The sequence below is a fragment of the Actinomadura verrucosospora genome, from assembly GCF_039540335.1.
Taxonomy (GTDB): Bacteria; Actinomycetota; Actinomycetes; order Streptosporangiales; family Streptosporangiaceae; genus Spirillospora; species Spirillospora verrucosospora.
The window spans coordinates 45,457-69,321 of record NZ_BAABEV010000002.1 but is presented as its reverse complement, the minus strand read 5'-3'; the positions used below and the strand labels follow the sequence as shown (position 1 = coordinate 69,321).

Annotated in this window: 25 protein-coding genes; 13 read left to right on the top strand and 12 right to left on the bottom strand. The window is 72.7% G+C overall.

What is annotated here, in order from left to right; all coding sequences use genetic code 11:
- The first annotated feature begins 2 nt into the window (after positions 1 to 2).
- The 5 genes from ABD944_RS02695 (at position 3) to ABD944_RS02675 (ending at position 6,262) form a co-directional block, all read left to right on the top strand.
- A complete protein-coding gene (locus tag ABD944_RS02695; protein ID WP_345171974.1) occupies positions 3 to 875 on the top strand; it encodes an alpha/beta fold hydrolase in 873 nt (290 codons plus the stop codon).
- A 239-nt stretch (positions 876 to 1,114) separates the two neighbouring features.
- Positions 1,115 to 1,525, top strand: a complete 411-nt coding sequence (locus tag ABD944_RS02690; protein ID WP_345171972.1) for a VOC family protein — start codon at positions 1,115 to 1,117, stop codon at positions 1,523 to 1,525.
- A 217-nt stretch (positions 1,526 to 1,742) separates the two neighbouring features.
- Entirely contained in the window at positions 1,743 to 2,153 is a 411-nt protein-coding gene (locus ABD944_RS02685) for a ribonuclease domain-containing protein (protein WP_345171970.1), read from the top strand.
- Positions 2,154 to 2,168: 15 nt separating this feature from the next.
- Positions 2,169 to 2,516: a barstar family protein gene (locus ABD944_RS02680; protein ID WP_345171967.1), complete on the top strand. Its 348-nt coding sequence runs from the start codon at positions 2,169 to 2,171 to the stop codon at positions 2,514 to 2,516.
- 71 nt (positions 2,517 to 2,587) lie between these two features.
- Positions 2,588 to 6,262, top strand: a complete 3,675-nt coding sequence (locus ABD944_RS02675; protein WP_345171964.1) for a CHAT domain-containing protein — start codon at positions 2,588 to 2,590, stop codon at positions 6,260 to 6,262.
- A gap of 13 nt (positions 6,263 to 6,275) precedes the next feature.
- On the opposite strand, the gene ABD944_RS02670 is transcribed toward ABD944_RS02675, so the two are convergent.
- Positions 6,276 to 6,884, bottom strand: a complete 609-nt coding sequence (locus tag ABD944_RS02670; RefSeq protein WP_345171962.1) for a restriction endonuclease — start codon at positions 6,882 to 6,884, stop codon at positions 6,276 to 6,278.
- Positions 6,885 to 6,901: 17 nt separating this feature from the next.
- A complete protein-coding gene (locus ABD944_RS02665; RefSeq protein WP_345171960.1) occupies positions 6,902 to 9,217 on the bottom strand; it encodes an ATP-binding protein in 2,316 nt (771 codons plus the stop codon).
- A 434-nt stretch (positions 9,218 to 9,651) separates the two neighbouring features.
- Between ABD944_RS02665 and ABD944_RS02660 the strand changes: the two genes are divergently transcribed.
- On the top strand, positions 9,652 to 10,503 hold the full coding sequence (locus ABD944_RS02660) for a DUF72 domain-containing protein (RefSeq protein WP_345171958.1): 852 nt from the start codon (positions 9,652 to 9,654) through the stop codon (positions 10,501 to 10,503).
- A gap of 4 nt (positions 10,504 to 10,507) precedes the next feature.
- On the opposite strand, the gene ABD944_RS02655 is transcribed toward ABD944_RS02660, so the two are convergent.
- Positions 10,508 to 11,209: a FadR/GntR family transcriptional regulator gene (locus ABD944_RS02655; RefSeq protein ID WP_345171956.1), complete on the bottom strand. Its 702-nt coding sequence runs from the start codon at positions 11,207 to 11,209 to the stop codon at positions 10,508 to 10,510.
- 138 nt (positions 11,210 to 11,347) lie between these two features.
- Between ABD944_RS02655 and ABD944_RS02650 the strand changes: the two genes are divergently transcribed.
- A complete protein-coding gene (locus ABD944_RS02650; RefSeq protein ID WP_345171954.1) occupies positions 11,348 to 12,748 on the top strand; it encodes a GntP family permease in 1,401 nt (466 codons plus the stop codon).
- Positions 12,749 to 12,750: 2 nt separating this feature from the next.
- Positions 12,751 to 13,266 (top strand): cupin domain-containing protein, encoded by a 516-nt coding sequence (locus tag ABD944_RS02645; RefSeq protein ID WP_345171952.1) that lies wholly within the window; start codon positions 12,751 to 12,753, stop codon positions 13,264 to 13,266.
- A 10-nt stretch (positions 13,267 to 13,276) separates the two neighbouring features.
- Here ABD944_RS02645 and ABD944_RS02640 read toward each other — a convergent pair whose 3' ends face one another.
- From ABD944_RS02640 to ABD944_RS02625, 4 genes are read right to left on the bottom strand one after another with little or no spacing between them, the layout of a single operon-like run.
- Positions 13,277 to 14,233: a glycine betaine ABC transporter substrate-binding protein gene (locus ABD944_RS02640; RefSeq protein WP_345171950.1), complete on the bottom strand. Its 957-nt coding sequence runs from the start codon at positions 14,231 to 14,233 to the stop codon at positions 13,277 to 13,279.
- Between the two features lie 19 nt (positions 14,234 to 14,252).
- Entirely contained in the window at positions 14,253 to 15,026 is a 774-nt protein-coding gene (locus ABD944_RS02635; RefSeq protein ID WP_345171948.1) for an ABC transporter permease, read from the bottom strand.
- Positions 15,023 to 16,033, bottom strand: coding sequence for an ABC transporter ATP-binding protein (locus ABD944_RS02630; RefSeq protein WP_345171946.1), 1,011 nt, complete (start codon positions 16,031 to 16,033; stop codon positions 15,023 to 15,025). The genes ABD944_RS02635 and ABD944_RS02630 overlap by 4 nt, the downstream gene beginning before the upstream one ends.
- Positions 16,030 to 16,674 (bottom strand): ABC transporter permease, encoded by a 645-nt coding sequence (locus ABD944_RS02625; protein ID WP_345171944.1) that lies wholly within the window; start codon positions 16,672 to 16,674, stop codon positions 16,030 to 16,032. Before ABD944_RS02625 ends, ABD944_RS02630 begins: the two co-directional genes overlap by 4 nt.
- A gap of 438 nt (positions 16,675 to 17,112) precedes the next feature.
- Between ABD944_RS02625 and ABD944_RS02620 the strand changes: the two genes are divergently transcribed.
- From ABD944_RS02620 to ABD944_RS02610, 3 genes are all read left to right on the top strand, one after another.
- The gene (locus ABD944_RS02620) at positions 17,113 to 18,063 is read left to right on the top strand and encodes an alpha/beta hydrolase (RefSeq protein ID WP_345171942.1); all 951 of its coding nucleotides are present in this window, start codon (positions 17,113 to 17,115) and stop codon (positions 18,061 to 18,063) included.
- A gap of 190 nt (positions 18,064 to 18,253) precedes the next feature.
- The gene (locus ABD944_RS02615) at positions 18,254 to 18,619 is read left to right on the top strand and encodes a VOC family protein (RefSeq protein ID WP_345171940.1); all 366 of its coding nucleotides are present in this window, start codon (positions 18,254 to 18,256) and stop codon (positions 18,617 to 18,619) included.
- 41 nt (positions 18,620 to 18,660) lie between these two features.
- Positions 18,661 to 19,017, top strand: a complete 357-nt coding sequence (locus tag ABD944_RS02610) for an MmcQ/YjbR family DNA-binding protein (protein ID WP_345171938.1) — start codon at positions 18,661 to 18,663, stop codon at positions 19,015 to 19,017.
- A gap of 14 nt (positions 19,018 to 19,031) precedes the next feature.
- Here ABD944_RS02610 and ABD944_RS02605 read toward each other — a convergent pair whose 3' ends face one another.
- Positions 19,032 to 19,943, bottom strand: coding sequence for a hypothetical protein (locus tag ABD944_RS02605; RefSeq protein ID WP_345171935.1), 912 nt, complete (start codon positions 19,941 to 19,943; stop codon positions 19,032 to 19,034).
- 83 nt (positions 19,944 to 20,026) lie between these two features.
- Positions 20,027 to 20,836 carry an alpha/beta hydrolase gene (locus tag ABD944_RS02600; protein WP_378189386.1) on the bottom strand — a complete coding sequence of 270 codons (810 nt, stop codon included), beginning with the start codon at positions 20,834 to 20,836 and terminating at the stop codon, positions 20,027 to 20,029.
- A gap of 436 nt (positions 20,837 to 21,272) precedes the next feature.
- Here ABD944_RS02600 and ABD944_RS02595 point away from each other — a divergent pair, with 436 nt between their 5' ends.
- Positions 21,273 to 21,605, top strand: coding sequence for a hypothetical protein (locus ABD944_RS02595; protein ID WP_345171931.1), 333 nt, complete (start codon positions 21,273 to 21,275; stop codon positions 21,603 to 21,605).
- Between the two features lie 10 nt (positions 21,606 to 21,615).
- On the opposite strand, the gene ABD944_RS02590 is transcribed toward ABD944_RS02595, so the two are convergent.
- On the bottom strand, positions 21,616 to 21,756 hold the full coding sequence (locus ABD944_RS02590; RefSeq protein WP_345171929.1) for a hypothetical protein: 141 nt from the start codon (positions 21,754 to 21,756) through the stop codon (positions 21,616 to 21,618).
- A gap of 198 nt (positions 21,757 to 21,954) precedes the next feature.
- Between ABD944_RS02590 and ABD944_RS02585 the strand changes: the two genes are divergently transcribed.
- Entirely contained in the window at positions 21,955 to 22,860 is a 906-nt protein-coding gene (locus tag ABD944_RS02585; protein WP_345171927.1) for an LLM class F420-dependent oxidoreductase, read from the top strand.
- Here the strand turns inward: ABD944_RS02585 and ABD944_RS02580 are convergent.
- Positions 22,847 to 23,224 (bottom strand): VOC family protein, encoded by a 378-nt coding sequence (locus tag ABD944_RS02580; RefSeq protein WP_345171925.1) that lies wholly within the window; start codon positions 23,222 to 23,224, stop codon positions 22,847 to 22,849. The genes ABD944_RS02585 and ABD944_RS02580 overlap by 14 nt on opposite strands.
- Complete coding sequence (locus ABD944_RS02575) at positions 23,221 to 23,841, bottom strand: TetR/AcrR family transcriptional regulator (protein WP_345171923.1); 621 nt, start codon at positions 23,839 to 23,841, stop codon at positions 23,221 to 23,223. The genes ABD944_RS02580 and ABD944_RS02575 overlap by 4 nt, the downstream gene beginning before the upstream one ends.
- Positions 23,842 to 23,865: the final 24 nt, after the last annotated feature.

Sequence of the window (23,865 nt, the reverse complement as noted above, 5' to 3'; positions counted from 1 at the left end):
CCGTGTACTTCGACGGCTTCACCCTGGACCGGGTAGACGTCGGCGACGCCACCCTGCGAGTGCGGCACGGTGGGACGGGACCGGCCCTCCTGCTGCTGCACGGCCATCCCCGGACGCACGCCACCTGGCACAAGGTCGCGCCGCTCCTCGCGGACCGGTTCACTGTGGTGTGCCCGGACCTGCGGGGATACGGGAAGTCGTCCAAGCCGCCGACCGACGCCGACCACGCGCCGTACTCCAAGCGCGCGATGGCCGGGGACATGGTCGCCCTCATGCGGGCCCTCGGCCACGGGTCGTTCGCCGTCGCGGGGCATGACCGCGGGGCCCTCGTGGCGTTCCGGACGGCGATGGACCATCCCGCCGCCGTCACCGCGCTGATCCCCATGGACGGGCTGCCGGTGGTCGAGCACCTGGAGCGCTGCGACGCCCGTTTCGCGGCCCGGTGGTGGCACTGGTGGTTCTTCGGGCAGACGGACAAACCGGCGGAGCGGATCATCAGCGCCGACCCCGACGCCTGGTACACCGCGACCGGCGAGCACATGGCCCCCGAGGCGTGGGCCGACTTCCGCGAGGCGATCCACGACCCGGCGACCGTGCACGGCATGCTGGAGGAGTACCGGGCCGGACTGGGCATCGACCGGAGGCACGACGAGGACGACCGCCGTGCCGGTCGCCGCGTCCAGTGCCCGGTGCTGGTGCTGTGGTCGGCCCGCGACGACCTGGAGGAGATCTACGGCGATCCGGTGCGGATCTGGCGGGCGTGGGCCGACGACGTCCGCGGCGGTCCCATCGACTCCGGCCACCACATGGCCGAGGAGGCCCCCGGGCCCGTGGCCGGCGCGATCGGTGCCTTCCTCGACCGCCACGCCCGCTAGGGCCGGACGGAGACCCCGCCGCCAGGGAGACGCCCGGCATGCCGCGTGAGCCCGGCGAGACCGGGTGGTCCGGGTGGTCCGGGTGCCGACGGATTATTGCCTAGCGCAAAGATCAGGGCGATCGCCCTCCGACCCGGGATCTCCGCCGCCGGCGCATTGCGATGCCCTTGCGGCCCTTGGGCGAGACCGGTCAGGAATCGAGAAGCGCGGGTGAAGAAGCCGCGGCTAGCGTGACCGGCATGGACATCACCATTCACACGAGCTTCCTCCCGCACGACGACCCGGACGCCTCGCTGGCCTTCTACCGCGACGCGCTCGGCTTCGAGGTCCGCAACGACGTCGGCGGCGGCAGGATGCGCTGGATCACGGTGGGGCCGCCCAAGCAGCCCGACACCTCGATCCTGCTCGCGCCGCCGACCACCGATCCCGGCATCACCGACGACGAGCGCCGCACCATCGCCGAGATGATGGCCAAGGGGACCTACGGCTGGATCCTGCTCGCCTCCCCCGACCTCGACGACACCTTCGACAGGGTGCAGGCCGCGGGGGCCGAGGTCGTCCAGGAGCCGATCGAGCAGCCGTACGGGGTGCGCGACTGCGCGTTCCGCGATCCCGCGGGGAACCTGATCCGCATCCAGGAGCGGCGCTGACCCCTGGCGAACCGCGGCCTCGGCCTGGCGCGCCGTCCGGTCAATGGCACTAAGTCCCAGTAGTGGCGTCAGATCCTGTTCATAGAAACTTGGCGGCTTTGTATCGACTACGCCCCTCCGCAAGGTCATCATGACGGCTGGTCGCCCTCGATCCGGGCGCGGTCCGGATCCGGGGGAAACGTCCCCTTCGGGACGCACTCGTTCGTAGGAGGTACCTGTGCTCAGGCAGCGCTCCCGGCCGTCCTGGACGAAACGAGCCGCCGTCACCCTGGCGGCCGCGACATGCGCGACGGGCGTCACCGCCACCGTCCCGGCAGGCGCCGCGGTCTACGGCTCCTGCACGATCTCCCGCTGCTCCGACGGCCGGTACGCCGCCTCGGTGTGGGCCGGCAAGGGCTGGCCGTCCAGCTCGGGCTGGTACTCCTGGCCTGACGGCCGGTACAACTACACCGGCGGCGTCTACCACAACTACGACGGCCAGCTCCCGGCCGGCGTGTCCTACCACGAGTACGACGTCTACTCGCGGGCGAAGGGCGCCTCGCGCGACGCCTACCGGATCGTCCACAGCAGCACCGGCACCGTCTACTTCTCGCCGGACCACTACTCCAACTTCTACAAGCTCTCCTAGGAAGGGACCCGTCCGATGACCACGCCGCCGCACTGGCTGACGCTGACCAGCGATCCGGTGCGCGCGGCCGTCGACGGGCACGCGTGCCGCACCCGCGCCGCCTTCTTCCGGGAGGCGGCGCGGGCCCTGGCCTTCCCTGACTACTTCGGCCACAACTGGGACGCGTTCCTCGACTGCCTGCGCGACCTCGACCGGCCCGCCCTCACCGTGGCCCGCGCCGACGAACTCCTGGCGGACGAGGACCCGCGGCACCTCGCGATCCTCCTCGGGATCCTGGCCGAGTGGGAGGTTCCCACGACCCTCGCCGCCGCCCCGGAGCGCATGCCCGTCCTGCGCACCCGACTGGCCGCCGCACTCCCCTGAACTCCCCACCGCCGAACGGCTATGGTTCCTCACTGCTGCTCTCCCCCGCTGTCGGAATGGTTGGAGCGTCGGTGGTGCGAACGCGTCTGCTCGCACAGGTGCGGGATCGGGTCGACCGGTTCAACGCCGAGCGTGATGCGACCCTGGTCCTGGCCCCCCGGGCCGTCGCCGACGCGGTGGACCTGATCTGCTCGGTCCCGGACCCGGTGGACGACGTCGAGGTCGCCCAGGCGGCGGGCTGGCTGTTCTGGCTGCGCTTCGCCGCCCGCGGCTCGACCGAGGGCGAACCGGACCTCACCGTCGCCCTGGACCTGCTCAATCCGGTGCACCGGCTGGTTCCGGCCGCGGTCCCTCCGTTGATCGGCGAGCTGTTCGACCGCGATCCCCCGGACGCCCCGGACGGCGGCGGGCTGCTGGCCCGCCTCGGCCGGATGCTCTACCGGGACACGCTCGCCTCGCAGGACCCCGGCCTCCTGGACCGCGCCGTCGAGCTGTTCCGGCTGGCGGCCGACGCCACCGGGCCGGGCCACGCCGAGCACGGCCGCTGCCGGACCAACCTCAGCAGCGCGCTGCTGACCCGCTTCGAGCGGACGGGCGCGCCGTCCGACCTGGAGGAGTCGATCACCTTCGGCCGGGCGGCGGTGGAGGCCGCCGGGCCGGGCGACCCCGAACGCGCCCTCTCCCTGTCCAACCTCGGCAACGCCCTGCTGACCCGGTTCGAGCACCTCGGCGGCGAGGCGGACCTCGACGCCGCGATCGAGGCCGGGCAGGCCGCGGTCACCGGCTGGCCCGACCACCCCGACCGCGCCGCCATGGCCTCCAACCTCGACCTCGCCCTGCGGACGAGGGAGGCGCTGGCCCGCCGGGTCACCGAGCTGGACGAGCTGATCGACCTGGCGCGGGACGCGGTGATCACCACCGCCCCCGACCACCCCGCGCACGCCGGGCAGCTGTCGCAGCTCGGTCACGCGCTGCTGGCCCGGTTCGACCGCGCCGGGGACCCGGCGGACCTGGACGAGGCGGTCGAGGCCCATCGGGAGGCGGCGGCCGTCGCCGAGCCGCACGACCCCGGACGTCCCGACCACCTGTCCGACCTCAGTGACGTCCTGCGGATCCGGTCCGTCCAGACCGGAGACGAGCGCGACCTGGCCGAAGCGGTCGAGGCGGGACGTGCCGCGGTGGCGGCCACCCCCGCCGACGATCCGGATCTGTGCGGACGGCGGTCCAACCTCGCCAACGCGCTGTGCGAGCTGCACCGGCGCACCGGCGGCCGGAGGGAACTGGACGAGGCGGTCGCGCTCGCCCGGCGGGCCTCGGCCGCCACCCCGCCGGACGATCCCGACCGGCCCTCGCGCCTGTCGAACCTGTGCGACATCCTCCGCGTGCGGTTCGAGCGCACCGGAGAGGAGGCCGACATCGACGCCGCGGTCGAGGCCGGGCGCGCCGCGGTCGCCGCCGCGCCGCCCGGCCACCCGCACCTGGCGGCCTACCTCGGCAACCTCGGGGCGGCCTCGCTGTCCCGGTTCCGCGGCACCGGCGCCCAGACGGACCTGGACCAGGCGGTCGACGCGCTCCGGATGGCGGTGGCCGCCTCGCCGGACGCGAGCCCCGACCGCGGGACGATGCTGGCGAACCTGGGCGGCGCGCTGCAGATCCGGTACGACTCCCTGCGGCGCCGCGAGGACATCGACGAGGCGGTCGACGCCTGCCGGAAGGCGGTCCTCGCCACCCCGGCGGGCCACTCCAGCCGGGGCGTGCGCCTGTCCAACCTCGGCACGGCCCTGCAGGCCCGGTTCTCGATCAGCGGGGAGCGGGCCGACATCGACGAGGCGGTCGAGACCGTCCAGGCCGCCGCGGCGGCCGTCCCCGAGGGCCACCCGCGCCGTGCCGCGGTGCTGTCGAACCGCGCGCTCGTCCTGCACCGGCGGTTCGAGCGCACCGGCGAGGCCGCGGACGTGGACGCGGCGATCGGCGCCGCCCGCGCCGCGGTCAACGCCATCGACCCCGACCATCCCGACCGCGCCGGCTACCTGGCCAACCTGGGCCAGGCGCTCGGCGCCCGGTTCGCCCGCGCGGGCGCCGGACCGGACCTCGACGAGGCGCTCGCGGCATGCCGGGAGGGAGCGGCGGCCGAGGCCGCTCCGCCCCGCGTCCGCGCGGTCGCGGCCGCCCGCCGGGCCAGGCTCGCCGCCGAGGCCGGACGTTGGGAGGACGCCGTGTCCGCCTACACGACGGTCGTCGACCTGATGGGACGGACGGTCCCGCGCGGCCTCGAACGCCGCGACCAGGAGATCCTCCTCGGCGACATGGGCGGGATCGGATCGGACGCCGCCGCCTGCTGCGTGCGCGCCGGGCAGGTCGAGCACGGAGTCGCGCTGTTCGAGCAGGGACGCGGGCTGCTGCTCGGCCGGGCGCTCGACACCCGCACCGACCTCTCCGAGCTGGCCGAGCGCGACCCGGATCTGGCCGGGCGGTTCACCTCCCTGTGCGCGGAACTCGACCGTTCCGCGCCTCCGGTGGGAGTCCCCGGCAGGGGCGCCGACCCGGCGCCCCAGCCGTCGGTGGAGCGCCGCGCCGCGGCCGCGGCGTTCGACCGGCTCGTCGCGGAGATCCGGGAACTGCCCGGCCTCGACCGCTTCCTGTGCCCGCCCGCCGTCCGCGACCTCGCACCGGCCCGCGGCCACGTCGTGATCGTCAACGTGTCGGACTTCGGGTCGCACGCGCTGGTCCTCGACGCCGGCGCGGGCGTCGCGGCCGTGCCGCTGCCCGCGCTCAGCCCCGACGCGGTGACGGCGGAGGTCGGCGCGTTCCTGGCCGCGGTCGAGGAGATCGGCGCGGGGAGCGCCAGAGCGTGGGCGGCCGGGCAGCACCGGATGTCGCGGACGCTCGAATGGCTGTGGGACGCGGTGGCCGGTCCGGTGCTCGACCACCTCGGCATCGGCGGGCCGCCCCAGGACGGCGCGCCGTGGCCGAGGCTGTGGTGGTGCCTGTCAGGACTGCTGTCGTTCCTCCCGGTGCACGCGGCGGGTTACCACGGCACCGCGGCCGACGAGACCCCGGCGACGGTCGTCGACCGCGTCGTGTGCTCGACGGCCCCGACCCTCCGGGCCCTGACCCACGCGCGGCGCGACGCGGCGGACACGGCGCCGACCGACGGTGACCGGGCGGTCGCCGTCGCGATGCCCGGCACCCCCGGCGGCCGGTCCGACCTGCCGGGCGCGGAGGCCGAGGCGGCGCTGGTCGGCCGGCGCTTCCCGGGCCCGGTCGACGTCCTCACCGGGCCGGCCGCCACCCACGAGGCGGTGCTCGCGGCTCTGCCCAAGGCCCGGTGGGCGCATTTCGCCTGCCACGGGCACAGCGACCTCGCCGACCCGTCGTCCGGCCATCTGCTGCTGGCCGACCACCAGACCCGGCCGCTGACCGTGACGGACCTCGCCGGGCTCCGCATGGACGGCGCCGAACTCGCCTTCCTGTCGGCGTGCTCGACCGCCCGGCCGGGGGCGCGCCTCGCGGACGAGGCGATCCACCTGGCGTCGGCGTTCCAGCTCGCCGGCTACCGGCATGTGATCGGCACCCTGTGGCCGATCGGGGACCGGCACGCCGTCGACATCGCCGACCTCGTCTACACGGCCGTCGCGGACGGCGGCGACGTCGCCGGCGCGGTCCACGCCGCGACCCGGCGGATGCGGGACCTGTGGCCGGAGTACCCCTCGGTGTGGGCGTCGCACGTCCACGTCGGCGCCTGACCGGCCCGCCGCGCTACGGGGCGAGGCCCTCCAACGGGCGGCCCAGCAGGATCTCCGCCGCCCGCCGCGGGTAGTCGTCGTCGTCCGGCGCCATGAGCACGACCCGCGACGTGCCCGGTCCCCCGCCGGGAATGGCATGGCAGTGGACGAGGAAGGGCGGCGGGCCGGAACCGGCGGGCCCCTCGGTCGGCGCGGCGTCCCTCGTCTCGAAGAGGAATCGGCCGTCGGTAACCGTCACGAGGGCGATGCCGTGCGCCCGCGCGAAGGCCACGGCGCCGCTCTGGTACGTGGCGGTGGACACCATGACGCCCTTGTGCGCGCCGACGCTCTGGACCTTCTGGTGAAGCACCTGCACCAGCTCCCGCTTGATCGGGTTCCGGTGGTGCTTGGCCTCGACCACGACGAGGAAGTCCATGCCCGCGAAGCCGTAGCGGACGGTCGCGTCGAGGTCGTAGGTCCCGTCGGAGCCGGCCACCTTCTCGTGCAGCGTGACGCTCAGCCCGCTGACGTGCGGGGCGGCCGACCCGAGGAGCCGATCGGCGACGAACTCCTCGAACTCCGCGGGGGTGATGCCGGCCCGGGCCCCGGACGGCGGCTCCGCGCGGACCTCCTGATCGCTCACGGTCGGATCCTACGAGTTCACTGCTCCCGCCCGCTGACCCACACGGCGATCTGGGTGCGGGACGAGTAGCCGAGCTTCGCGAGGATGTGCTCGACGTGCGAGTCGGCGGTGCGTTTCGCGATCGTCAGGCGCTCGGCGATGCCGCGATTGGACAGCCCCTCGGCCACGAGTTCCGCGACCTGCCGTTCCCGCTCGGTGAGCGGGGACCCGCCGTCCGCCCCTTCCTCGCCCCCGGGAACGGGCTCGTCCAGCGCCTCCGCGATCGCGCGTGTCAGGGGAAGCCGCTCGCCCTCCTCGAACGCCGCGCGGTACCGCGCCTCGCCCAGGGCCTCCACGGTCTTGTCGATGTGCACGTCCCGGAGGACGGCGTGGTAGGGGCCGAACCAGGACGTCCGCGTGGACTCGCGCATCCGGTCCGCGGCGCCGAGCAGCCGGGCGGCCCGGACGTGGTCGCCACCGCTGCACAGGCAACCGGCGATCGCTTCGAGGCCCAGCGTGATCCCCAGCCGGTCGCCGAGGTCGCGTTTGGTCCGCAGCGACCGGCGGAGCCGCCGCATCGCCCCGTCCAGGTCGCCGGCGAGCCACAGGCTGAGCCCGCCCACCAGCATCCCGTAGGAGCGGACCCAGAACTCCCCGCGCTCCTCGCCCGCGCGGACGGCCCGGTCGGCGTGCGCGACGGCGGCGGAGAAGTCGTTCTCGAACAGGTGCGCCGTGCCGCGGAAGATCTCGACGAGCAGCCCGAGCACGTCGTCGTACCCGGTCTCCCGGTACAGCTCGTCCGCCCTGTCGAGCCGCTCCAGCGACAGGGCGAAGTCGCCCGCGAACAGGGCGAGGAGCCCCTGGCCGGTGCGGGCGTCCGCGGCGGCCGCCCGATCGCCGTCCGCCCGGGCCTGGGCCAGCGCCCGTTCCAGCAGCTCGCCGCCCCCGGCGAGGTCGTTCTGCATCGTGCTCGCCATGGCCGCCATCGTGAGCAGTCCCGACCAGCCGGGGCCGGTCGTGTCGCGGGTCGCGAGCAGCCGGTCCATCCAGTGGCGGCCCTCGCCCGGCACGCCCTTGAGCACCCAGAACCGCCCGAGGGTCTCCATGGCGCCGCGGACCGCGTCCGCGTCGGCCGTCGCGAGCACCCTGCCCAGCGCGTGGCGGACGTTGGCGCGTTCGCGGTCGAACCAGTCCAGCCACCGGACCTGCTCAGGGCCGGTGAGCTCCTCGCGGGCGCGTTCCAGCCGTCCGGCGTACCAGGCGAAGCAGCGGGACCGGAGCCGGACCTCCTCGCCGCCTCCCCGCGCGGCGAGGCGCTCGGCGCCGTACTGCCGCAGCGTGTCGAGCATCCGGTAGCGCACCCGGCTGCCGCGGTCGGCGCGCTGCACGATGGACTTCTCCAGGAGGTCCGTCAGCACCTCGGCGACGTGCTCGGCGTCCAAGCCGTCCCCGGAGCAGACGTGCTCGGCGGCGGCCAGGTCGAAGTCGGCCGCGAACACCGACAGCCGCGCCCACAGGAGCCGTTCCTCGGGCGAGCAGAGCGCGTGGCTCCAGTCGACCGTCGCCCGCAGGGTCTGGTGGCGCCGCAGGCCCGTCCGCCGCCCCCGGGCCTGGAACAGGTGGGTGCCGAGCCGGCCGAGCACCTGGTCCAGTGAGAACACCCGCAGCTGGACGGCGGCGAGCTCGATCGCGAGCGGGATGCCGTCGAGGCGGGTGCACAGGCGCACCACGGCGTCGCGGTTCGCGCCCGTGAGCGTCCATCCCTCCACGGTCGCCGCCGCGCGCTCCGCGAACAGGGTGACCGAGTCGCACTCCCGGCCGTCCGCACCGGCGTCGTGGGCGGCTCGCGGCTCGCCCAGCGGCGGAACCGTGAACGTGTGCTCGCCCATGACGTCCAGCGACTGCCGGCTGGTCGCCAGGACGCGCAGCTCCGGCGCCGACCGCAGCAGCGCCTCGCACAGCTTCGCGCACTCGTCGACCATGTGCTCGCACGTGTCGAGGACGAGCAGGATCCGCAGGTCGGCGAGATGGTCGGCGAGCAGAGCGTCGGCGGGCCCGTCGCCGCGCTCCCCCACCCCGAGCGCCTCGCAGATCGCCTGCGCGAGAAGGGAAGGCTCGCTCAGGCCCGACAGGCAGACGAAGAACACGCCGTCGCGGAAGGCGTCGCGCGCCAGGTCGGCCGCCCGGACCGCGAGCCTGGTCTTGCCCACGCCGCCCGACCCGGTCAGGGTGACCAGCCGGTGACCGTCGATCAGCCGCCGCGCCTGCTCCAGTTCCGCCTCCCGGCCGATGAAGCTGGTGAGCTCCGCGGGCAGTCGTCCCGTCTGTCGTTCCAGCGTCGCGGTCAGCGGCACGGCGTCTCCAGTCAGCTATCGCCGGGGTTACCGGCTCCAGGGGTGACCTGAATTGTAGTCATACCAATACGCACTGCTACGACTTTCCTAAAGTCCGATCGGCCCTCGAATCGGTACACGGATCGGTGTATCTACCGATGCCGGCTCCCCGGCGGCCCGGCAGGATGGTTCCCAGCCGGACTGGGGGAAGGTCCGCCTCGCGGGGGGACCCCGTCCCAGCGGACGGGAGCAGTGAGCGCGGCTCCCGCGATTCCGCGGCGGCCGGATCCCGTCCGCCGGCGTTCCGATGCGGGTTCGCCGGCCCGGCGGCCGGGGGTCTGGGGAGACCCCCGGCCGCCGGAACACGGCACGCGTCCCCTCCTCGCCACGAGCGTCCACGCCCGAGGCCCCGCCGGCCGGACCGGAGGCCCTCGGATCACCGGTAGCGTCGGAGGATGCGGCTTCACGTGGGGTGCGCGATGTGGGCTCACACGCGGTGGCAGGGGCGGTTCGTCCCGCCGTCGCTGCCTCCGGGCGAGCGGCTGCGAGCCTATGCGAGCTGGTGCAACGCGGTGGAAGGCAACACCACCTTCTACGCGACGCCGGCGCGGAGCACCGTGGAGTCGTGGGCGGAGCAGACCGGGCCCGGCTTCCGGTTCGTGACCAAACTCCCGAAGACGATCACACACGAGCGGCGGCTCGCCGGGGGCGGGGAGGAACTGCGGGCGTTCCTGCACGCCATCGAGCCGCTCGGGTCGCGGGCGCACGCGCTGTGGGTGCAGCTCCCCGGCTCCTTCGGCCCGGGTGACCTCGGAACGCTGGCGGCGTTCCTGCGCGGGCTGCCCGCTGCGCACAGGTACGCCGTCGAGGTGCGTCACCGCGCGTTCTTCGAGGACGCGGGAGCCGTGCGCGACCTTGAGCGCGTCCTGTCCCGCGCCGAGGCCGAGTGGGTCCCGTTCGACACGACCGCGTTCTTCCAGAGCCGTCCGACCAGCGACGCCGAACGCGACGCCTGGACGAAGAAGCCGCGGGTGCCGCGCAGGGCGGAGGCGCTCACGGACCGTCCCATCGTCCGCTACCTGGGACGGGACGACACCGAGCGCACCGTCGAGGGCTGGCGGTTCTGGGTCGGCCGCGTCGCGGAGTGGCTTGCCGAGGGACGCTCGCCGACCGTGTTCGTCCACACGCCCGACAACGCCGACGCGCCCGCGCTCGTCCGCCGCTTCCACGACGAGGTGAGGGCCCGCGTGCCCGGTTTGGAGCCGCTGCCCGAGCCCGTCCCGGCGGAGCCGCCGACGCTGTTCTGACCGGTCAGCCGGGCTCCAGCATCGCCCGGGTCGCCTCCTCGACGATGTCGCGCATGGCGCGTTCGGCGGCCTCGGCGTCGCCGGCCTGCACCGCCTGCGCCACCTCGGCGTGCCAGCGGATCGCGGCCGGCTCGGGGTGCGCGGGCATCAGGTCGTGGTGGGTGCGGCCGGCCAGGACCGCGGCGACCACCCCGCTCAGCGCGCCCATCATCTCGTTGCCGGACGCCTCCAGGAGCGTCCGGTGGAAGCGGATGTCCGCGGCCAGGTAGGCCTCCAGGTCACCGGACCTGCCGTGCACCGCCATCTCCATGACCGCGCCGGTCAGCGCGCCGCACTGCGCCGGCGTCGCGTTCCGCGCGGCGAGCGCGGCGGCCACCGGCTCCAGCCCGCGGCGCAGCTCGCCGAGCGAGCGCAGCTGCTCGTCCCGGCCGTCGCCGTCGAGCCTCCAGCCGATGATCTGCGGATCGAACAGGTTCCAGCCCGAGCGGTCGGCGACCGTGACGCCGACCCTCCGGCGGCTCCTGACCATGCCCATGGACTCCAGGACGCGGATCGCCTCCCGGATCACCGACCGGGAGACGGCGAACCGCGCCTCCAGCTGCTCGATCCGCAGCACCTCGCCCGCGGGCAGCGCGCCGGACGTGATCAGCATGCCGAGCCGGTCGAGCACGCTGCCGTGCAGGCCCGTCGACGGGGTCTCCACCATGCCGCTAATCATCACATGAAGCCGGACAACCTCTGACAAAGATATGATTTTACGGAGCTATCTCTTGTTAACGGCAGGTTATAGCCGCCACACTCGGGCGAGCACCCTCGTTCACTCCGGCTCCCAGGAGGATGACGCATGCACCCGATCGTGCTGGCCGCGGCGCCGGCGGCGTCGAGCGGGAGGCTCGTGCCGGCCGCGCTCGCCGGCATCGCCCTGATCGTCGTACTGATCACTTATCTCAAGGTGCACCCGTTCCTGAGCCTGACGCTCGGCTCGCTCCTGGTCGGGATCGTCGCGGGGCTTCCGGTGGCCGACACCATCGACGCCTTCACCAAAGGGTTCGGCGACACCGCCGCCGGGGTCGGCGCACTGATCGCCTTCGGCGCGATGTTCGGCAAGCTGCTCGCGGACTCCGGCGGCGCCGACCAGATCGTCGACACGATCATCGGCCGCACCGGGCGCCGGTTCCTGCCCTGGGCCATGGCCCTCGTGGGAGCGCTGATCGGGCTGCCGATGTTCTTCGAGATCGGGCTCGTCCTGCTGGTGCCGGTCATCCTGCTGGTGGCGCGGCGCGCCCAGATGTCCGTCATCGCGGTGGGGATCCCCGCGCTGGCGGGACTGTCGGCGATGCACGGTCTGGTCCCGCCGCACCCGGGGCCCCTCGTCGCGATCGACTCCCTCAAGGCCGACCTCGGTCTCACGCTCGCCCTCGGCATCGCCGTCGCGCTCCCCACCATCGCGCTGTCCGGCCCGGTGTTCGCCCGGTTCGCCTCCCGCTGGGTGGACGTCCCCGCGCCGGAGCTCTACGTCACGGCCGCGGACGGGCGGGACGCCGACGACCACGCCGCCGTGGACGCCGAGCGGCGCCGTCGCCCGTCCTTCCCCGTCACCCTGTTCACCGTGCTGCTCCCGGTCGTGCTGATGCTGGGCAAGGCCGTCGCCGACATCACCCTGGACGAGGGCGACCGGGTGCGCACCGTCCTGGACAACCTCGGCACCCCGCTGGTCGCGCTGATCATCGCGGTCGTCGTCGCCATGTTCACCTTCGGCCGCGGCTCCGGCATGGACCGGGAGGGGATCGCCTCCTCGCTGGCCGGCTCCCTGCCGCCCATCGCCGGCCCGCTGCTGATCGTGGCCGCCGGCGGCGGCTTCAAGCAGACGCTCGTCGACACCGGCATCGGCGACCTCGTCGCCGACTGGGTCAAGGACAGCGACCTCTCGGTGCTGTTCCTGGCGTGGCTGGTCGCCGTCCTCATCCGGCTCGCCACCGGCTCGGCGACCGTGGCCACGGTCACCGCGGCCGGGATCCTCGCACCGCTGGCCACCACGCTCGACAGCGGCGAGACATCGCTGCTCGTCCTCGCGATCGGGGCCGGCTCGCTGTTCTTCTCCCACGTCAACGACGCGGGCTTCTGGCTGGTGAAGGAGTATTTCGGGCTCAGCGTCGGGCAGAACATCAGGACGTGGTCGCTGATGGAGACCGTGATCTCGGTGTGCGGCCTCGTGTTCGTCCTCCTGCTGAACCTGGTGGTGTAGCCATGACCTATCCCGACGCCCGCTATCTCGGGGACGGCGGCGAGAGCAGCGGGACGCTGCGCCCCGCCGGGGCGGCGCCCGACCTGCTCATCGGCGCCGTCGACGGCGACGGCGTCCACCGCGGGACGCGCGTCCACTACCTGGGCACCGGCGGCTCCACGAACGGCGCGTTCGGCCTCTACCGCTGGGAGATGGGGCCGAAGCCCTCCGGCCCGATGCCGCACTTCCATCGGACGATCACAGAGTCGTTCTACATCCTGTCCGGAACGGTCCGGCTGCACGACGGGACGGGCTGGAAGGACACCTCGGCCGGCGACTTCCTCTTCGTCCCCGAGGGCGGCGTGCATGGGTTCCGCAACGAGTCGGGCGAGCCGGCGGCGATGCTCCTGCTCTTCACCCCGGGCGCTCCGCGCGAGGCCTACTTCGAGGAGCTCGCCGAGATCGCCGCGACCGGCCGGCGGCTCAGCGACGAGGAGTGGACGGACCTGTACCGGCGCCACGACCAGTACATGGTGTGACGCCGGGCGGCTACCCGCCGATGAAGCCCTTGGACTTCAGCCACGTCTCGGCGACCTTCGCGGGCTGCTCGCCCTTGATGTCGACCTCGCCGTTGAGTTCCTGCAGGACCGCGTCGGTGAGCGCGGCCGCGATCGGGTTCACGATCTTCTCGATGGCGGGATCGTCCCGGTGGACCGTCTCCCGGACGGTCAGGGCGGGGTTGTAGACGGGAAAGAACTTCTTGTCGTCCGGAACCGGGGTCAGGCCGAGCGCCTTGATCCGCCCATCGGTCGTGGCGACCTCCCCGAAGGCGCACGGCTTGCCCTTCCCGACGGCGTCGTAGATGGCGCCCTCGGCCAGCGTCGCCACGTCCGCCTTCGGCAGGCTGAACCCGTACGCCTTCTGCAAACCGGGCCACCCGTCGCTGCGTCCCGCGAACTCGCTCGCCACGCACGTGGACGCCTTCGACGGGTCGCTCTTCGCCAGCCGCGCGTAGCCCGACAGGTCCGCGATCCCGAGCCGGCGCATCGTCGCCGTCTTCACCGCGAGGGCATAGGTGTTGTTGGCGGGCGCCGCGGCCAGCCACTTCACCTCGTTCTTCGCGAGGTCCTGCTCCGCGACGGCCGCGTACTGCCGGGCCGGGTCGCCGATCGGCTCCGTCTGCTTGAGGTAGTTGACCCAGGCGGTGCCCGTGTACTCCCAATACATGTCGATGCTGCCGGACGTCAGCGCGGCCCGCGTGGTGTTGCTGCCCTGGAGCCCGCACTTCTCCTTCACGGTCGCGCCCGCCGAGCGCAGCGCGAGGGCGGTGACCTGGCAGAGCACGAGCTGCTCGGTGAACTCCTTCGACCCGACCGTGAGGGTGACGCCCTTCAGCGAGTTGCCCTCGGCCAGGCTCCCGGCCTTGGCGTCGGTTCCGGTGGAGCTGAAGCAGCCGGCGGTCAGGGCGACGGCGGCGAGGGACGCGGCGGCGGCGAGCTTGCGCATGGTGACTTCTCCTCGGGTTTCAGAGGCCGCGGGGGCGCAGGACGAACTCGACGATGCCGATCAGCCAGTCGGCCGCCATCGCGAGCACGGCGGTCAGGACGCTTCCGGTGAGCAGGATCGGGGTCCGGTTGAGGGAGATGCCGGTGTTGATGAGGTCGCCGAGCCCGCCGGCGTTGGTGAACGCGGCCAGCGTCGCGCTGCCCACGTTGAGGATCACCGCGACCCGGACGCTGGCGAGGATCACCGGGACGGCGAGCGGCAGCTCGACGCGGAACAGGACCGCCGCCCGGGACAGGCCGATGCCGCGCCCCGCCTCGATGAGCGACCGGTCCACGCCTTGCAGCCCCACCATCGTGTTGCGCAGCACCGGCAGGGCCGACACCAGGATGAGCGCGATCACCGCCTTCTGGAAGCCGATGCCGACCGTGACGGCGAGCAGCACGAGCACCCCGATCGACGGGACGGCCTGCCCCACGTTGGCGAGCGCCAGGAACGGCGCCGAGAACCGGCTCAGCCGCGGCCGCGTCAGCAGCACGCCGAGCGGGACCGCGATCGCGAGGACCAGCGCCGTGGACACCGCGACCAGCCTGACGTGCTGGAGGAACTGGTGGGTGATCTCGGACCGGTCGAGGGACCTGCGCTCGATCGCGTCGAGGTCGAGGCCGCGCACGTAGAGGTAGAGCGCCGCCGACACCGCGACGAGGAACACGGGGGTGGCGAGGAGCCCAGCGAGGGAGCGCCCGGCGGCCTCGTCGCCGGGCCTCGTCCGCTCCGGCACCGCCGTGACGGTCACGGCCTCGGCTCCGAGTTCTGCCGGACGATCGCCGACCACGAGACGGCGCCCGCGGCGCGCCCGTCCTCGTCCAGGACGGTGGCGGTCTCCGTCCCGGCGCGGAGCATCGCGTCGAGGGCCTCGTACAGCGACTGGTCCGCGCGGACGGTCGCGGCCGGGGCGCCTTCCCCGGCGGGCAGCAACCCGATCGAGCCGACCTCGACCAGCCGCAGCCGCCGCATCGCCGCGCCCGCCCCGACGAACTCCGCGACGAACCCGTCGGCCGGCTCGGCGAGGATCGCCGCGGGCGTGTCGTACTGCACGAGCCTCGCCCCCTGCCCGAGGATCGCGATCCGGTCGCCGAGCTTCAGCGCCTCGGTGAGATCGTGGGTGACCAGCACGATCGTCTTGCCGATCCGGGCCTGGAGCTCCAGGAACGCGTCCTGCAGCCGCTCCCGCGTGATGGGGTCGAGTGCGCCGAACGGCTCGTCCATCAGCATCGCGGGCGGGTCGGCGGCGAGGGCGCGGGCCACCCCGACGCGCTGCTGCTGCCCGCCCGACAGCTCCTTCGGATACCGGCCGCGGTACGTGCCGGGATCGAGCCCCACCATGTCGAGCAGCTCGTCGACGCGCGCGCGGACGCGCCCGCCGTCCCAGCCGAGCGTCCGCGGGATGAGCCCGACGTTCGCGGCGATCGTCATGTGCGGGAACAGCCCGACCTGCTGGATCACGTAGCCGATGCGGCGGCGCAGCCGGTCGGGGTCGGCGCGGGTGACGTCCTCCCCGTCGAGCAGGATGCGGCCCGAGGTCGGTTCGATCAGCCGGTTGATCAGACGCAGCGTGGTCGTCTTGCCGCAGCCCGACGGGCCCAGCAGCACGACGATCTCCCCGTCCCGGACGCTGAGCGTGAGGTCGCCGACGGCCGGGGCGTCCTGCCCCGGATACCGCTTGGTGACGCCCTCCAGCCGGATCATCTCCCGCCCGGCCGGGGCGGGCCGCGCGGTCTCGGTCGCGGCGGGTTCGGTCATCGCAGCCCCCTGGAGGTGGTGAGCCGGGACAGCAGGACGAACAGCGCGTCCAGGACGAGCGCCAGGACGGCGACGCCGAGCGTTCCGGCGAGGGTGTCGTTCAGCGCGTTGGCGCCGCCGATGCGCGACAGCCCCCCGAAGATCAGCTCGCCCAGCCCAGGACCGGCCACGGCGGCGGCGATCGCCGCGATCGCCACCGTCATGATCGTGGCGACCCGGACGCCGGTGAGCACGACCGGCCAGGCCAGCGGCAGCCTGACCCTCAGCATCCGGCTCAGCGGGCTCATCCCCATCCCCCGCGCCGCCTCCTCCACCGCGCCCGGCACACCGTCCAGGCCGGTGATGGTGTTGCGCAGGATCGGGAACACCGCGTACAGCGCCAGCGCGGTGATCGTGGGGGCCAGCCCCAGCCCGAACACCGGGATGAGCAGGCCGAACAGCGCGAGCGACGGGACGGTCAGCATGGTGCCGGTGACGCCGAGGGCCAGTCCCCGCGCCCTCGGCCGCCCCTCGACCACGACACCGAGCCCGATCCCGACCACGGCCGCGATCGCGACGGCGATCAGGACGACCTCGGCGTGCTCGCCCATCATCCGGGCGATCTCGGGCCAGCGTTCGGACAGGTACTCGGAGAAGCTCATCGCCGCCTCCCGTCACCGCGCGCGGCGGCGGGAGCCCGGGCAAGGACGGTGGGGTTCGCGTCTCCCATACCTCAGAGGCTGCCTACGGATGATCAGTCTGGCAATAACGGATCGGTGAGACCGAACGCTCGAACGCGTCCCCACCGCCGCACCAGAGGCCCACGAAGGCCCCCCACCACGCCCCCTCACGGCACGCACCGCACCCCGCCGTCGACACCAGCCCCAAACGGGCAGGCCCCCCACCCCACAACACCCCCCACCAGCAACAAGCGAACAACAACTGGGCAAGCCCCACAAACCGTCCGACACCGACCCCAAGACCAGCCCCGAACGGGCAGGCACCCCACCCCACAACACCCCCCACCAGCAACAAGCGATCAACAACTGGGCAAGCGCCACGAACCGTCCGACACTGGTCACGCCGAAAGGAGCCCCGAGGTGCCCTACGCCTACGATCCAGACCTCCTCCCGTGGATGGAGCGAGTCCCGCGCCTCTCGATCGCCGACATCGAGCAGACCCGCCGGGACGAGAAAGACATGTTCGCCGGTACGCCGGAATACACCCCTCCCGCACCGGTCGAGACCCGCGACCTCACCATTCCCGGCCCGCCCAACGCACCGGCCGTCCCGCTTCGCATCTACGCGCCGGCGAACCGGGCGGGAGTCCTCCCGGGGCTCGTCTACCTCCACCCGGGCGGATTCGTCCTGGGCAGCATCGACCTGTCCTCTGACGACGCGACCGCTCTCGCGATAGGGGTCGGCGCCGTGGTGGTGTCCGTTGAATACCGCCTCGCTCCCGAACACCCCTTCCCGGCCGGGCTCGAAGACTGTTATGCCGCTCTCACCTGGACGGCGGCGAACGCCGCCGACCTCAGGATCGACCCGGCCCGGCTGGCCATAGGCGGCGAGAGCGCGGGCGGCGGGCTGTCCGCGGCCGTCGCCCTCCTCGCCCGCGACCGGGGCGGCCCGCCGCTGCGCTTCCAGTTCCTCGGCGTCCCGGAGCTGGACGACCGGCTCGACACCCCGTCCATGCGCGCCTTCACCGACACACCGATCTGGCACCGCTCCAACGCCGAGCTGAGCTGGGACTACTACCTGGGCAAGGGCGTCCGCGGCACCGACGGCGTCTCCCCGTACGCGGCCCCCGCCCGCGCCGAGGACCTTTCCGGCCTACCACCCGCCTACGTCACGACGTGCGAGTTCGACCCGCTACGCGACGAGGGCCTGGCCTACGCGCAGAGGCTGATCCAGGCGGGCGTCCCGACCGAACTGCACCACTACCCCGGCACCTTCCACGGCTCCACCATGATCACAGAAGCCCCCGTGACCCAACGCATGATCGCCGACCGCACCACCGCCCTCCACCGCGCCCTCCACCCCATCCCGTGAACCCAGCAGGCCCCCAAACCGCATCCCACAAATCACCGCCTCTTGGCTGGCCTGGCCTGGCCTGGCCTGGCCTGGGTTGGGTTGGCTTGGGTTGGGTTGGCTTGGGTTGGGCTGGTGGGGGTGGCTTTGGGGATGGGGCGCGCCTTGTTGGCTTTTTCGGGGTGTCGGGGGCGGGGGCTAGCCTCTGGGGATGGCATCGCGCTTCTATCACCTGGTCGTCGACTCTCGGGAGCCTTCCGTACTCGCCGAGTTCTGGGCGGCCGTCCTCGATCAGCCGGTGCTCTACCGCTCGGAGGACGAGGTCATCGTCGGCGCGGACCCCCACACCTATCCCGGGCTGTGCTTCCTCCGGGTCGACGGCACGAAGGCTGTGAAGAACCGGTTGCACATAGACCTCGACCCGGACGACCAGGAGGCCGAAGTCCAGCGCATCCTCGCCCTCGGTGCTCGCCGCGTCGACATCGGCCAGTCCGCGGACGTGTCGTGGGTCGTGCTCGCGGATCCCGAAGGGAACGAGTTCTGTGTGTTGCGGCCTCACGCCTCCCTCATCGAATAGCGGTCCCGCGACCATGCCGCCTGGAGAAGAAGGAATCGGCGATGGACGACTCTGATGCCCTGCTCAGGATTCGAGAGATCTGCATGTCGTTGCCAGAGGTGACGGAGAAGCCTTTCGGCGGTCATACAGCGCCCTCCTTCCGTGTGCGCGACAAGCTGTTCGCGATGACCTCCGAGGACGGCCTGTCTCTGACGTTCAAGGCCGGACCCGGTGTGCAGGAAGCTCTGATCGCGGAGGCGCCCGAGCGTTTCTTCGTCCCGAAGTACGTGGGCGCCAAGGGCTGGGTCGGCGCGCGGCTCGACGCCGACCACGACTGGGATGAGATGGCCGAGCTGATCGAGGACAGTTACCGGCTCATCGCCCCCAAACGGCTGGTCGATCTCCTCGACCGCGGGTAGCCGGCCCTTGGCGTTCAGCGTGGTCGGCGTTCCAGACGTGCGAGGCGTGCGGCTATGTGGTCCATCGTGGCGTTGTCGGGTTGCCAGCCGCGCTGGAGCAGCGCCGTCAGGAGAGCGCCCAGGTAAGGGGCGGGACGAGTCAAGAAGTTCTTGGTGACGGGGATGACGTCCCAGCCCATCTCCTTGTCGAGCCAGCCTCGGCGCTGTGCGTCGTGGCTTCTGGCCTCTCGGCCGGTGTGGTGGCGTTCGCCGTCGTATTCGAGGCCGACGCGGAACTCGCGGTAGCCGAGGTCGATATAGAACCAGTTGCCTTTCGCGCTTCGCACGGGGATCTGCGTCTCAGGGCGCGGGAAGCCGGTGTCCGCGACGGCGACGCGGATCCAGCTCTCGCCGGGGGAGGCCGCGCCGCGGTCGGCGAGCCTGAGGATCTGGCGCAGCCGTTGGTTCCCGCGGTATCCCCGCAGCGTGCGGGCCATCGCGGCGAGTTCCTCCACGGCCACGTCTCGGCGCAGGAACTGGTCCAGCGCCGAGACCGCCTCGTAGCGGGGAAGCCAGCGGGCGCAGTCGAGGGCGGTGCGGGTCGGGCAGGTGAGGCGTACATCGGATTCCTTCACTATGTGTTCGGGCGGGAGGTCGACGCTGTCGGCGGTGATCGGGACCGGGGCCGGTGGGGCCTCAGGGGGTCGGGGAGTGACGAGTTCGACGTCCCAGTCGAGCTCGCTCACTCCCGGAGGTAAGACGTCCAGGCCCCAGATCCATGCGGCGGTGCGCCGGGCGATGACGGCTTCCGGGGGCAGGATGCTGCTCAACGCCGCGGCGCGCGCGGCGAGGCCGGTCCCTTTGACGGGGACGAAGTAGGCGTCCGGCCCGATGGGGATGATCGAGTCGGCGGCCGTCCGCTTCCAGGTGAGGGTGAATCCGTCCATGGGATTGAGGATGCCTTGTCCGGCGGTGCCGGGCAGGGGGTGGCGAGAATGTGGATAACTTTGAGTTATCCGAGGTCAGTGCGCTAGTCGCGAGTTCGGCCTTGTGGCGGCTCTGCGCCTGGGACGGGCGTCGCGGAGACCACTCTCGTCGCCCATGCGGCCATGCGGTCGATCAACTCAGGGGCGGCGGCCACCTCGGCGTGGCCGAAGGACGGTTCTATCCACAGTTCCTTCGGGTCGGACGCCGCCTCGTAGAGCTGATGGCCGTGTTCGACGGGGAAGAACGCGTCCGCTGCCCCGTGGACGACCAGCAGCGGCACCGGCGCGATCCGTCCGGCGACCTCGTGCGGCGCCTCCGGAACGGGATCCCAGCCCTTGGGCGCGATGCGCGTGCCGCGCGCCAGGCGGACGGCCATCCGCCCCGCGCGCCGTTCGATCACCCAGTGCACGCGCCGCATCGGCACCGTTCCGCGGTAGTACCAGCGTGCCGGCGCGCTGACGGAGATCACGGCGTCCACGCCACCGTGCAGCGCCGCGTGCCTGACGACGATGGCGCCGCCCATGGAGAAGCCCGCCAGGACGATCCGCCCGTATCCCCGTCGCCTGGCCGCCGCGACCGCCGCGTCGATGTCGAGCACCTCGCGGTCTCCGACCGTGGAGTGGCCGCCGGACCGTCCGTGGCCGCGGAAGTCGAGCCCGATCACGCCGCCGTGCCGGCCGAGGGCCGCGGCGATCCGGCGCAGCGCGGGCCGGCGCCACGAGCAGGTGAAGCCGTGCGCCAGGACGAAGCAGACCTCCCCGTCGGAAGGCGTGTGACCTGCGTCGATTCGGACACCGTCGGCGGTGTAGAGGGTGAGCGGTTCGGGAGTCGCCACGCTTCCATGGTCGCTCATCGGCCGCGATGGTCGAAGAACCACCCGCCTCGACACGTCGGCGAGGCGGCCCGTCACGGTTGTGGATGGGAAGAAGTGGCCGTCGCACGTCCGCTGCTATGGCGCGGCGACGCCGGATACGTCTCTGTCTCAGGCTGTGGGGACCGGCACCATGCGCACGAACGAACAAGGAATCCGCCATTACCTGGGCCAGCGATTACTTCCCGCACCAAGAACAATTCCCTTCCTCCCCTCCTCACGGTCACAAGGAAGCCGCGCAGGTCAACACCATCGATACCGGCACCCCGAGCCTCCGCGACCCCATGGCCGCCCATAGGGAAATGACGGATTAAGTATCTGTCCGCCAGAGTGGGCTGAAAGGACACGGTGCTGGGTACAAATCAATCGTGTCTGGTGGGCTGGTTGGTCGACGGGCTTTGGCGTCGGATTGGCTGCTATGGACAGCGAAGATCGCACGCTTCGGGTGAGGGCGCGCCGTACGCGGCGAGCCGGCGAGCGCGGCGCGACGACGCGGGCGCCGGACGTTCCCGAAGCCTCCGCGACGGCTTCGGAGTACAGGCGCGCGGCCGAGGAGTACGCGCAGCAGGCGATGGTCTCCTCGGCGCGAGCCCACGACCGTGCCGCGTCGCTTCTGGAGGACATGGCCACCGTCCACCCCGAAGAGGCCGAACTGCACCTCCAGTCGGCCGCCCGCCACCGCCGTTGGGCCGACAACGACAGAAGGCTGGCCCAGGAACACTCCCCCCACGGCGCACTCGGCGGCGCCTGACGGCAGATCCTCACGACGGCACGACGCCGGCGGCCAGGGTCCAGCACCCCTGAACCGCGGGCAGCGGGACGTCCTGCTGCTGCCCGCGTCGGGCGACCTGTCCCCGGCCGAGATCGACGCGGCCCTCGGCATCGCCACCGGCACCGTCCATTCCCGGCTCAGCCGCGCCCGCGCCAGGGATGCGCGAGGCGCCCGGCGGGACCGACCCCCTCGACATGGGAAAGGCCCGGCGTCTCCCGCGATGCCGGGCCTTTTCGGCTCGCCGGGTGTCCGCCTTGTGGCCGCCGGGGCGGGGCGCTTAGGTAGGGAGAGATCAGGTAAGGATCTGGTTATCTCACTGGGAGGTCCTGTGCGGGTCGGGGTGCTGCTCAACGAGCGGGGCGGGGTCGAGGCGCTGGGGAAGCTGGCGGACGACGTGCGGCGCGCGGCGGACGACGGGTTCTCCTCGGCGTGGATGTCGCAGATCTTCGGGGTGGACGCGCTGACCGCGCTGGCGGTGGCGGGCAGCGGGGTGTCCGGGATCGAGCTGGGGACGGCGGTGGTGCCGACGTATCCGCGGCATCCGGCCGTGCTGGCGCAGCAGGCGAGGACGACCGCGCTGGCGCTGCGGGGACGGTTCACCCTCGGCGTCGGCCTGTCGCACAAGATCGTCATCGAGGACATGTACGGGTACGACTTCGGCAGGCCGCTGCGGCACATGGACGAGTACCTGTCGGTGCTGGCGCCGCTGCTCGAAGGGGAGAACGCCTCCTTCGACGGCGAGACGCTGCGGGGCAACATCGGGTTGAACGTGCCGAACGAGGGGCGGGTGCCGCTGCTGCTCGCGGCGCTCGGCCCGAAGATGCTGAAGCTGGCGGCGGAGCGGGCGGACGGGACGGTGCTGTGGATGACCGGCCCCGTCACCGTCCGCGAGCACATCGCGCCGACCATCACGGCGGCGGCCGAGGCGGCCGGACGGGACGCGCCGCGCGTCGTGTGCGTCCTGCCCGTGTGCGTCACCGGTGACGTGGAGCGCGCGCGGGAGCAGGCCGGGGAGACGTTCGAGGTGTACGGGGTGCTGCCGTCCTACCGGGCGATGATGGACCGGGAGGGCGTGGAGGGCCCGAAGGACCTGGCGGTCGTCGGGGACGAGGACGCGGTCGCGGCGAAGCTGGAGGAGCTGTCGGAGGCGGGCGTCACCGACTTCGTCGCCGCCGAGTACATGCCGGGCGACCGGCGCACCCGGGAGTTCCTGAAGACGGTCACGGCGAAATGAGTTCGTAGAGGTTGCCGCTGGCGTCGGAGAAGTAGAGGCCGCGGCCGCCGAGCGGGTGGTCCTCGTCCACGCGGCCGTTGTCGGCGTGGGCGGGGTCGTCGCCGTAGGGGATCTCGCGGGCTTCGAGGCGGTCCACGGCCGCGTCGAAAGTGACCGCGTCCACGTCGAAGGCCAGGTGGTGGCCCTGCGGGTAGGCGACGGTCATGAAGTCGAGGGTGAGGCCCTCGTTCACGCGGATCGGGACGAAGTGCCGCGCGTGCGGGTGGGGGCCGGTGTACTCCAGGCCCAGGACGGCGGCGAAGAAGCGGGCCGCCTCGTCGTTGTCGGCGGCCGTCACGATCGCGTGGTTCAGGCTGATCGTCATGCGGTGGTTCCTTCCTTGAGAGCGCCGTGCAGGAAGACGTCCAGGTACTCCTCGACGGAGAGGGGCTGCGCGTCGGGGCCGGCGGCGGGCCGGGCCCGGCTGAACACGAAGCCCAGGAACAGGCCCGCGATCTGGTCGACGGGCAGGCGCAGCCGGTCCCGTTCGGGTTCGAAGAGCTCGGCGAGCGCCTCGCGGGTGCGGGTCATGGCGGCCGCGCGGTCGGGGCCGGGCTCGCCGGCGCCGGGCTCGGGGCGCGCGCGCCGGCCGGAGGCGTGCAGCGCGCCGATCACCAGGCCCATGCGGGCGAGGTAGGCGTCGATCGCGGCGGCGGCCTCGGCGAGCCGCGCGGGCAGCGGCTGGTCGAGCGGGATCGCACCGATCTCGGCGAGGACGTGGTCGGTCCGCAGCGCTTCGGCGACGCAGGCGTCCAGCAGTTCGTCCTTGTCGGCGAAGACGCGGAAGATCGTCGCCTCGCCGATGCCGGCGGCGCGGGCGATCTGCGCCGTGGTGACGGCCGTGCCGCGCTCGGCGACGAGCGGCAACGCCGTCCGGATGATCATTTCGCGCCGCTGCTCCGGGCTCATCCCGGGAGCGCGGCGCCGGCTCTTCTCCTCCATGCCCGCGACAGTACGGAGTGAGCA

Coding starts and splice junctions, on each gene's coding strand:
- ABD944_RS02690 (WP_345171972.1), top strand. CDS start 1,115: ATGGACATCACCATTCACACGAGCTTCCTCCCGCACGACGACCCGGAC.
- ABD944_RS02680 (WP_345171967.1), top strand. CDS start 2,169: ATGACCACGCCGCCGCACTGGCTGACGCTGACCAGCGATCCGGTGCGC.
- ABD944_RS02660 (WP_345171958.1), top strand. CDS start 9,652: ATGCGGCTTCACGTGGGGTGCGCGATGTGGGCTCACACGCGGTGGCAG.
- ABD944_RS02655 (WP_345171956.1), bottom strand. CDS start 11,209: ATGGTGGAGACCCCGTCGACGGGCCTGCACGGCAGCGTGCTCGACCGG.
- ABD944_RS02650 (WP_345171954.1), top strand. CDS start 11,348: ATGCACCCGATCGTGCTGGCCGCGGCGCCGGCGGCGTCGAGCGGGAGG.
- ABD944_RS02645 (WP_345171952.1), top strand. CDS start 12,751: ATGACCTATCCCGACGCCCGCTATCTCGGGGACGGCGGCGAGAGCAGC.
- ABD944_RS02640 (WP_345171950.1), bottom strand. CDS start 14,233: ATGCGCAAGCTCGCCGCCGCCGCGTCCCTCGCCGCCGTCGCCCTGACC.
- ABD944_RS02630 (WP_345171946.1), bottom strand. CDS start 16,033: ATGACCGAACCCGCCGCGACCGAGACCGCGCGGCCCGCCCCGGCCGGG.
- ABD944_RS02625 (WP_345171944.1), bottom strand. CDS start 16,674: ATGAGCTTCTCCGAGTACCTGTCCGAACGCTGGCCCGAGATCGCCCGG.
- ABD944_RS02615 (WP_345171940.1), top strand. CDS start 18,254: ATGGCATCGCGCTTCTATCACCTGGTCGTCGACTCTCGGGAGCCTTCC.
- ABD944_RS02610 (WP_345171938.1), top strand. CDS start 18,661: ATGGACGACTCTGATGCCCTGCTCAGGATTCGAGAGATCTGCATGTCG.
- ABD944_RS02605 (WP_345171935.1), bottom strand. CDS start 19,943: ATGGACGGATTCACCCTCACCTGGAAGCGGACGGCCGCCGACTCGATC.
- ABD944_RS02600 (WP_378189386.1), bottom strand. CDS start 20,836: ATGAGCGACCATGGAAGCGTGGCGACTCCCGAACCGCTCACCCTCTAC.
- ABD944_RS02595 (WP_345171931.1), top strand. CDS start 21,273: ATGGACAGCGAAGATCGCACGCTTCGGGTGAGGGCGCGCCGTACGCGG.
- ABD944_RS02590 (WP_345171929.1), bottom strand. CDS start 21,756: ATGGACGGTGCCGGTGGCGATGCCGAGGGCCGCGTCGATCTCGGCCGG.
- ABD944_RS02580 (WP_345171925.1), bottom strand. CDS start 23,224: ATGACGATCAGCCTGAACCACGCGATCGTGACGGCCGCCGACAACGAC.
- ABD944_RS02575 (WP_345171923.1), bottom strand. CDS start 23,841: ATGGAGGAGAAGAGCCGGCGCCGCGCTCCCGGGATGAGCCCGGAGCAG.